The 373-nt window shown below is 71.6% G+C and carries 1 protein-coding gene; it reads left to right on the forward strand.

What is annotated here, in order from left to right:
• On the forward strand, positions 1 to 373 hold a 373-nt coding region (locus AB0C16_RS40945; RefSeq protein ID WP_357691614.1), incomplete at both ends, for a condensation domain-containing protein.

Here is a 373-nt window from a genome sequence, read left to right on the forward strand (position 1 = left end):
ACCGACCGCGCCCGGCCGCCCAGTCCTACGACGGCGACCACGTCCTGTTCACGCTGGAGCCGGAGCTCGGCGACCGGGTGGCCGAGGCGAGCCGCCGGCACGACGTCACGGTCTACGCCTGGCTGCTCACCACCTTCCTGACGACCCTGCACAAGTACTCCGGACAGCGCGACCTCGTCGTCGGAACCCCGGTCGCGGGCCGGCACCACCCCGACGTCGACCGGCTCGTCGGCTTCTTCGTCAACACCGTCCCCGTACGCTCCCGCCACCGGGACCACGACACCTTCGAGGACTTCCTGCGCCGGGTGAGCGCCACCTGCCTGGGCGCGCTGGACCACCAGGACGTGCCGTTCGAGCAGATCGTGCAGCGGCT

Source organism: Nonomuraea sp. NPDC048916, from assembly GCF_040649575.1.
Classification (GTDB): domain Bacteria; phylum Actinomycetota; class Actinomycetes; order Streptosporangiales; family Streptosporangiaceae; genus Nonomuraea.